The organism is Pseudomonas sp. K5002 (assembly GCF_013386655.1).
GTDB lineage: Bacteria > Pseudomonadota > Gammaproteobacteria > Pseudomonadales > Pseudomonadaceae > Aquipseudomonas.
The window spans coordinates 1-7,080 of record NZ_JACARK010000037.1 but is presented as its reverse complement, the minus strand read 5'-3'; the positions used below and the strand labels follow the sequence as shown (position 1 = coordinate 7,080).

The 7,080-nt window shown below is 60.7% G+C and carries 6 protein-coding genes and 1 pseudogene; 4 read left to right on the top strand and 3 right to left on the bottom strand.

What is annotated here, in order from left to right:
* From HX846_RS01890 to glpT, 3 genes are all read left to right on the top strand, one after another.
* A partial coding sequence (locus tag HX846_RS01890) for a zinc-binding dehydrogenase (RefSeq protein WP_178964849.1) occupies positions 1-202 on the top strand: 202 nt, incomplete at its 5' end.
* A 76-nt stretch (positions 203-278) separates the two neighbouring features.
* The gene (locus HX846_RS01885; protein ID WP_008438881.1) at positions 279-896 is read left to right on the top strand and encodes a flagellar basal body-associated protein FliL; all 618 of its coding nucleotides are present in this window, start codon (positions 279-281) and stop codon (positions 894-896) included.
* Between the two features lie 220 nt (positions 897-1,116).
* Positions 1,117-2,454: a glycerol-3-phosphate transporter gene (gene glpT, locus HX846_RS01880; protein ID WP_003213972.1), complete on the top strand. Its 1,338-nt coding sequence runs from the start codon at positions 1,117-1,119 to the stop codon at positions 2,452-2,454.
* Here the strand turns inward: glpT and HX846_RS01875 are convergent.
* Entirely contained in the window at positions 2,451-3,104 is a 654-nt protein-coding gene (locus HX846_RS01875) for a gamma-glutamylcyclotransferase (RefSeq protein WP_003213974.1), read from the bottom strand. The two genes, glpT and HX846_RS01875, sit on opposite strands and share 4 nt — an antisense overlap.
* Before the next feature lie 40 nt (positions 3,105-3,144).
* Positions 3,145-5,538 carry a TonB-dependent siderophore receptor gene (locus tag HX846_RS01870; protein WP_178964848.1) on the bottom strand — a complete coding sequence of 798 codons (2,394 nt, stop codon included), beginning with the start codon at positions 5,536-5,538 and terminating at the stop codon, positions 3,145-3,147.
* A gap of 329 nt (positions 5,539-5,867) precedes the next feature.
* On the opposite strand from HX846_RS01870, the gene HX846_RS01865 reads away from it, so the two are divergent.
* On the top strand, positions 5,868-6,344 hold the full coding sequence (locus tag HX846_RS01865) for a hypothetical protein (RefSeq protein WP_003213979.1): 477 nt from the start codon (positions 5,868-5,870) through the stop codon (positions 6,342-6,344).
* 150 nt (positions 6,345-6,494) lie between these two features.
* On the opposite strand, the pseudogene HX846_RS01860 reads toward HX846_RS01865, so the two are convergent.
* Positions 6,495-7,080: pseudogene (locus tag HX846_RS01860) on the bottom strand (CDP-6-deoxy-delta-3,4-glucoseen reductase); the annotation flags it as partial.

The window sequence follows — 7,080 nt, the reverse complement described above, 5'->3', positions numbered from 1 at the left end:
GGTCGGGGTGTTCTGGGGGTCGTTCGCCCAGCGCCAGCCGCAGGACAATGCCGCCAACTTCCAGCAACTGTTCGGCTGGTTCGCCGAGGGCAAGTTGAAGCCGCTGGTGTCCCAGGTGTACCCGCTGGAGCAGGCGGCGCAGGCGATCAACGACCTCGGCCAGCGCAAGGCTGTGGGCAAGGTCGTGGTGCAGCTACGCTGACTATTGTTTCATTTTGTCCGCGGAGTGCCTGGGCCCATGATCGGCCGAGGCACTCACTCACTGGCAGGAATGAATAATGGTCACACCGCTGCGCGCGCTGTTTCTGGGGTTGTTGATGATGGTGTCGGCTCACGCCTTTGCCCATAAAGAGGGCAAGGATGTACGCGGGCTGAACAACGTGACGGTGCTGATCGTGCGCCATGCGGAAAAACCCGATGAAGGTCCGTTGCTGAGCCCCAAGGGCGAACAGCGGGCGGCGGCCTACGCCAGCTATTTCGACCCGCTGCTGTTGAACGGCATCTCCGTGGTGCCCCAGCGGCTGATCGCTACCAGCGACAGCAAGGAAAGCTCTCGCCCGCGCCTGACCCTGACACCCCTGGCCCAGCGCCTGCAGCTCCCGCTTGAAACACCCTACTCAGACGATCAAGTCGGCAAGCTGGTGAAGTCCCTGCGCAAGTCCAACCAGGCGCAGACCGTGTTGATCGCCTGGCATCACGGGCATATCGACAAGTTGATCGAGGCCTTCGGCGGTGACGGCGCGGCGCTGACCGGGATGAAGAAATGGCCGGAAAATGTGTATGACTGGCTGATCGTGTTGCGCTTCGACGACCAGGGTCAACTGGTGGAATCCCGCAGCCAGAAGATCCAGGAACACCTGCTTCCGGGTGATATCGCAGCCGCCAACGGCAACTGAACCGAATCACTGCCTGTGGTGAGGGAGCTTGCTCCCTCACCACAGCTTCTTGGCATCCCCTCCTGAAAACGTCCCTCACTTGCCTCTAAGCGACATGTTCGTAAAAGAACATGCAATTGCACTCAATTCCTATGCCCGCAGATAAGAGGCGGTGCTATTTTCGGTAACGAAACTGTAACATTCGCATCCGCAGTCAAAACAAGAAATCTGGAGCTCTTGAATGTTTGCTTTCTTCCGTCCTGCCGCACATCAGGCGCCCCTGCCTGAAGAAAAAATAGACAGCACGTACCGACGCCTGCGCTGGCAGATCTTCGCCGGTATTTTCTTCGGTTACGCCGGGTACTACCTGCTGCGCAAGAACTTCTCCCTGGCCATGCCGTACCTGATCGACGAGGGTTACACCCGTGGCCAGCTGGGCCTGGCAATGTCGGCGATCGCAATTGCCTACGGCCTGTCCAAGTTCCTCATGGGCCTGGTGTCCGACCGCTCCAACCCGCGCTACTTCCTGCCCTTCGGCCTGTTGGTGTCCGCCGGGGTGATGTTCATTTTCGGTTTCGCACCTTGGGCTACCTCCAGCGTGACCATGATGTTCATTCTGCTGTTCATCAACGGCTGGGCCCAGGGCATGGGCTGGCCGCCAAGTGGGCGGACCATGGTGCACTGGTGGTCGCAGAAAGAACGTGGCGGTGTGGTTTCCGTATGGAACGTGGCGCATAACGTCGGCGGCGGCTTGATCGGCCCGCTGTTCCTGCTGGGCATGGCCTGGTTCAACGACTGGCACGCGGCGTTCTACGTCCCGGCTACCGTGGCCCTGCTGGTGGCGGCATTTGCCTTCATCACCATGCGCGACACCCCGCAATCGGTGGGCCTGCCGCCCATCGAGCAATACAAGAACGACTACCCGGAAGGCTACGACGCCAGCCACGAGGACGAATTCAGCGCCAAGGAAATCTTCGTCAAGTACGTGCTGCGCAACAAAATGCTCTGGTACATCGCCTTCGCCAACGTCTTCGTCTACCTGCTGCGCTACGGCGTGCTGGACTGGGCACCGACGTACCTCAAGGAAGCCAAGCACTTCGACGTGGATAAAACCTCGTGGGCGTACTTCTTCTACGAGTGGGCGGGCATTCCGGGCACGCTGCTGTGCGGCTGGATGTCGGACAAGATCTTCCGTGGCAACCGTGGCCTGACCGGCATTGTGTTCATGGGCCTGGTCACCGTGGCGACCCTGGTTTACTGGCTCAACCCGCCGGGCAACCCGATGATCGACATGATCGCGCTGTTCTCCATCGGCTTCCTGATCTACGGTCCGGTGATGCTGATCGGCCTGCAGGCGCTGGAGCTGGCACCGAAGAAAGCCGCCGGTACTGCAGCGGGCTTCACGGGCCTGTTCGGTTACCTGGGTGGTTCAGTGGCAGCGAGTGCGGCCATGGGCTACACCGTTGACCATTTCGGTTGGGACGGTGGTTTCGTGTTGCTGATCGGCGCGTGCCTGCTGGCCATCGCGTTCCTGATCCCCACCTTGTGGCACACCAATAGCGTCAGTGCCGCACGTTAATCGTCGGAACAGCCTTTGGAACACCGCTTGAGCCGCGCCTCCAGATTCTTGTCTGGCATGGCGTGGCTACGCAGGGCGTTGACGGTCTGCTCGACATAATCGCGCGTAGTGCCGTAACGCCCGCAAGCGCTTTGCAACACGTGATTCAGCACGATGTCGGGCAAATTGCCGGCATAACTGGGCAGGTGCCGTTCCAGGACAAATCCCAATGCCTGCACCTGGCTGCCATCTTCCAGACGACAGCTGAGCCAGTGCGGCCGGTACGAGGGATACGGCATCTCGCGCTGCCACAGGGCATACAGCGAGGCCTCCAGTTGATCTTCCGGCAAGCGGTAGGCAAACCCGCTGCACGAGCCGCCGCGATCCAGGCCAAACACCAACCCCGGTATTTCCGGCGTGCCCCGGTGCTCATGGGACCACAGGTACAAGCCCCGGTGATAACCGTGGACCCGCGCCCGCATCCGCTGTGTCGACGAACATTCAGGCCGCCAGATCAGCGAACCGTAAGCGAATAGCCAGACCGGCCCACCCTTGTGCAGCGCCATGGTGGCTTGCATCGAGCTCATCAACTGTTCGTGAGTGAGTTGCGGCCCCAGATCGAGCCGCGGAGGGTAAGCCAATTGCAAAAGATCAGATTCAATGGCGGTCATGGCAGATCGCTTAGGTCTCCTTTGTTGTTACGAGAAGCTGTTACCAGTTGTAAGCAACTTTACCGTAATAGAACGCGCCGCTGTAACCGTACGGCGAAAAAGTGCTATAGGCCAAATTGCCACCACTGCTGGCGTAGGCATTGAGTTTTTCCGGGTATTTGTCGGTGACGTTGTCGCCGCCAACGGTGAAGGTCCAGTTTTTCAGCTTGTAGTCGGCTGACAGGTCCAACAGCCAGGCGGCCTTGAAGCTCTGGTCGTTGGTCGGGTCGGCCTGGTAGCTGGTGAATGAACCATAGCGCACCAAATTACTGTGCAGCGCCCAGTTGCCGTAACTCAGGTCGTTGCCCAGGCTCAGCTTGTGCTGTGGCGTGGTATCGCCCAGCAGGCCGATGCGCTCGCGACGGTCCACCCGAACCAGGCTCGCGCCCAGGCTATCCAGTACGGACGGGTTGGCTTTTACGTCGGTGACCTTGGTGTGGTTGTAGTTGTAGCCCACGGTGCTGTTCCAGCGCACACCGTTGTCCAGTTGGTAGCGATAGTTGGCCACCAGGTCGACGCCATTGGTGGTGGTGTCGGTGGCGTTGGTGAAGTAGCGCACGGTGGTGTAGTTGATGTTGCCCACGCCATTGGCCTGCAGATACGCGAGCGCAGCCGGGTTCTTGCTCAGGTCCAGGTTGGAGGACAGGCTGATGCGGTCGCTGATGTCGATACGGTAGACATCGGCGGTCACGGTCAGGTTGTCGGTCGGCTCCAGCACCAGGCCGAGACTGTAGTTGCGGGACTTCTCGGCTTTCAGGTCTTCAGCGCCGAGCAGGCGCGCCACCTGGCTGTTGGCCGGGAAGGTGCCGGCTTCCTGGATGGTGTTGCCGATCAGTTGCGACGAGGTGTAGGCGAAGTTTTGCTGTGCCAGGGACGGCGCACGGAAACCGTTGGATACACTGCCGCGCAAGGCCACTTGCGGGGTGAAGTCGTAGCGCGCCGAGAGCGAGCCGCTGACGTTGGAGCCAAAATCACTGTAGTCCTCGTGACGCACGGCGGCGGAGGCACTGAGTTTTTCGGTGAAGTTGGTTTCCAGGTCCAGGTACTGCGCCCAGTTGTGGCGCGTGCTGGTGCCGGCGTCGGAATCACGGAAGCCGCCCAGGCCCGAGCTGCCGGTCTGGTAGTAGGACGCCGGGTCGCCCGCCTTGATCTGGTAACCCTGGTCCAGGTATTCGCCGCCAAACGCCACCGACACCGGATACGGCAACCAGCCCAGGCTGAATTCCCGCGACAGGTCCAGGCTGAGTTGCTTCTGGTCATTGACCAACGTGCCATTGTCGAACTTGCGCGGCGTGGCCAGGCCCAGCGAGGTGTTGATGGTTTCGGTACCGATCTGGTACTGGTTCTTGCCGTAGTTGACCGACACATCGTAGTGCCAGTCATAGGCCAACAAGCCGCGCAGGCCGACCGCCAGGGACGTGTCTTCCACGTCACCGCGAATCAACGGCAGGTAACCATTGGGGTTGAGCGCAGGAATGTTGTTGCTCGCGTTACTGGCCCGGTAGAACGCCGCCGTCTCGCCGCGGGTCTTGCTGTAGCCGCCAAACGCATAGAACTCGGCCGCATCGCTGAAGGAATATTCCGAGTTGAGAAACAGCTTGCCCTGGTCAGTGGCCGGCTCGCCCTGGCGGAACACCCGCTGGCCGTAGGTCGTCGAACCAACGCTGCCCGGACGCAGGTCCTTGCCGGCGCGGTTGGTGTAATCGTTGTCGGCGCCTTCGGCAGAGATGTTGATAAACCCGTTATCGCCCAGTGCCACACCGGTGTTGCCGCTGAGGTTGCGCTGGATACCGTCGCCCTTCTTGTACTCACCAAACTTGCTGGTGATCGAGCCGCCGTGGTCGTCATGCTTGAGGATCACGTTGATCACCCCGGCAATCGCATCGGAGCCGTAGCGGGCCGATGCGCCGTCACGCAGCACCTCGATATGGTCGACCGCCGACAACGGGATCGCATTCAAATCCGCCGGCGCCGAGCCACGCCCAACCGCACCGCCGAGATTGACGAAGGCACTGGTGTGGCGGCGCTTGCCGTTGACCAGCACCAACACCTGGTCCGGTGACAGGCCACGCAGCTGCGCCGGGCGCACCAGTTCGGCACCGTCTACCAGGCTCGGGCGTGGAAAGTTGATGGAAGGAATCAATCGGGCCAACACCGCGCCCAACTCATCAGAGCCGGTGCTGCGCAAGGTGTCGCCGGAAATCACATCGATAGGTGACAACGAGGCACTGGCGGTGCGCTCTTGGGCGCGGGTGCCGGTGACAATGACTGTATCGAGTTTGGGTACATCGGCAGTGGCCGTTTCGGCGGATGCCACTGGACTGAATCCCACAGCGGTCAGCAAATTAGCCGACAAAATCGCCGTGTACAGCAGGTGCTGCTTGTTGCTCCCCATACCGCTCCCCTTGGAATCAAAAGCCAGAACGTCAATGCTCTGAGCTCGTACGATCGATCCGTGTGGCGGACGGTGGCGGTCATTTATTGGTTATTGGCAGAAAGTCGGTAGTCCGTTGGCATATAGCTTAATGATATTTATGTAACAAATTAAATACCTTTAAAGAATAAGCGAATGCATAAGCCCAGGCCGCTCCGCTCATCAGGATTGGCTGCCTCAATCCCTGTAGTTTCAGCGCAGGTTCAGCCTGGGGGCACGCTGAGCCTTCAAAATAGGCGCCTGTCACGACCCACCTGGCCGCCAACCGAATCGACTACCGAGGTCACTCCATGAAATACCGACTGCCCAGCCTGTTGTTCCTGGCACAGGCCACCACCGCCCTGGCGGCGGAAGTGCCGACCCAGGACGAAAAAGGCTTCTGGTATGCCCAGACGAGCGTCTACACCCGGCATTTTGCGCCGGACAAGGACCACAACAACAACCAGGACCTGATCGGCCTGGAGCGCAATGAAGCGTCAGGCCTGGTGTATGGCGGGGCGACGTTTCGCAACTCGTTCAGCCAGCGTTCGTACTACGCCTATGCCGGCAAACGCTATGACATGCCCGATTACCCGGTGTACTTGAAGCTGACAGGGGGTGTGATCCAGGGCTATCGCGGCAAGTACCGCGACAAGATTCCGCTGAATGGACTGGGGGTGGCGCCGGTGATCATCCCCTCGGTGGGCACTCACTACGGGCCGGTCGCCGCCGAACTGGTGTTGCTCGGGTTCAATGCGGCGATGGTGACCACGGGCGTTCGTTTCTGATCGAGCCGCTGAAAGGCTTCTGTGGCGAGGGAGCTTGCTCCCGCTGGGTCGCGAAGCGGCCCTGAAGTTCATGCGATCTTAAAGATAGAACCCAGCGACTGTTTCGGGGCCGCTGCGCAGCCCAGCGGGAGCAAGCACCCTCGCCACACGTTAAGGGCGGGGTGCGTAGGCAAATACGTCAGCACGCATCTGGTGTGCATCCATGCCGGCCTCGACCAGCGCATCCAGGGTGCCGTAGATCATCGCCGGTGAACCGCTGGCGTAGACATGCACGGCCTTGAGGTCGCTGATGTCTTCGCACACCGCTTCATGCAACAGCCCGCAGCGCCCTTCCCAGCCACACAGGTCGCTGACCACTTTGTGCAGGAACAGGTTGGGCAGTTGCAGCCACTGGTCCCAGTGCTCGATGTCGTAGAAGTCTTCCGGTCGACGTACCCCCCAATACAGATGCACCGGGTGCTTGAAGCCACTGGCGCGACAGTGTTCGATCAGGCTATGCATCTGGGCCATGCCGGTGCCGGCGGCGATCAGCACCAGCGGCCCGTCGGGCAGTTCCGCCAGGTGGGTGTCGCCAAACGGCATTTCGATGCGTGCCATCTGGTTGCGCTGCAACTGCTCCAGCAGGCTGCGGGCGCTGTCTTCCCGGGCCAGCACGTGCAATTCCAGCTCGCGCCCGGCGTGGGGCGCCGAGGCCAGGGAGAACGCCGACTTCTCGCCGTTTTCCCGCTCGATCATC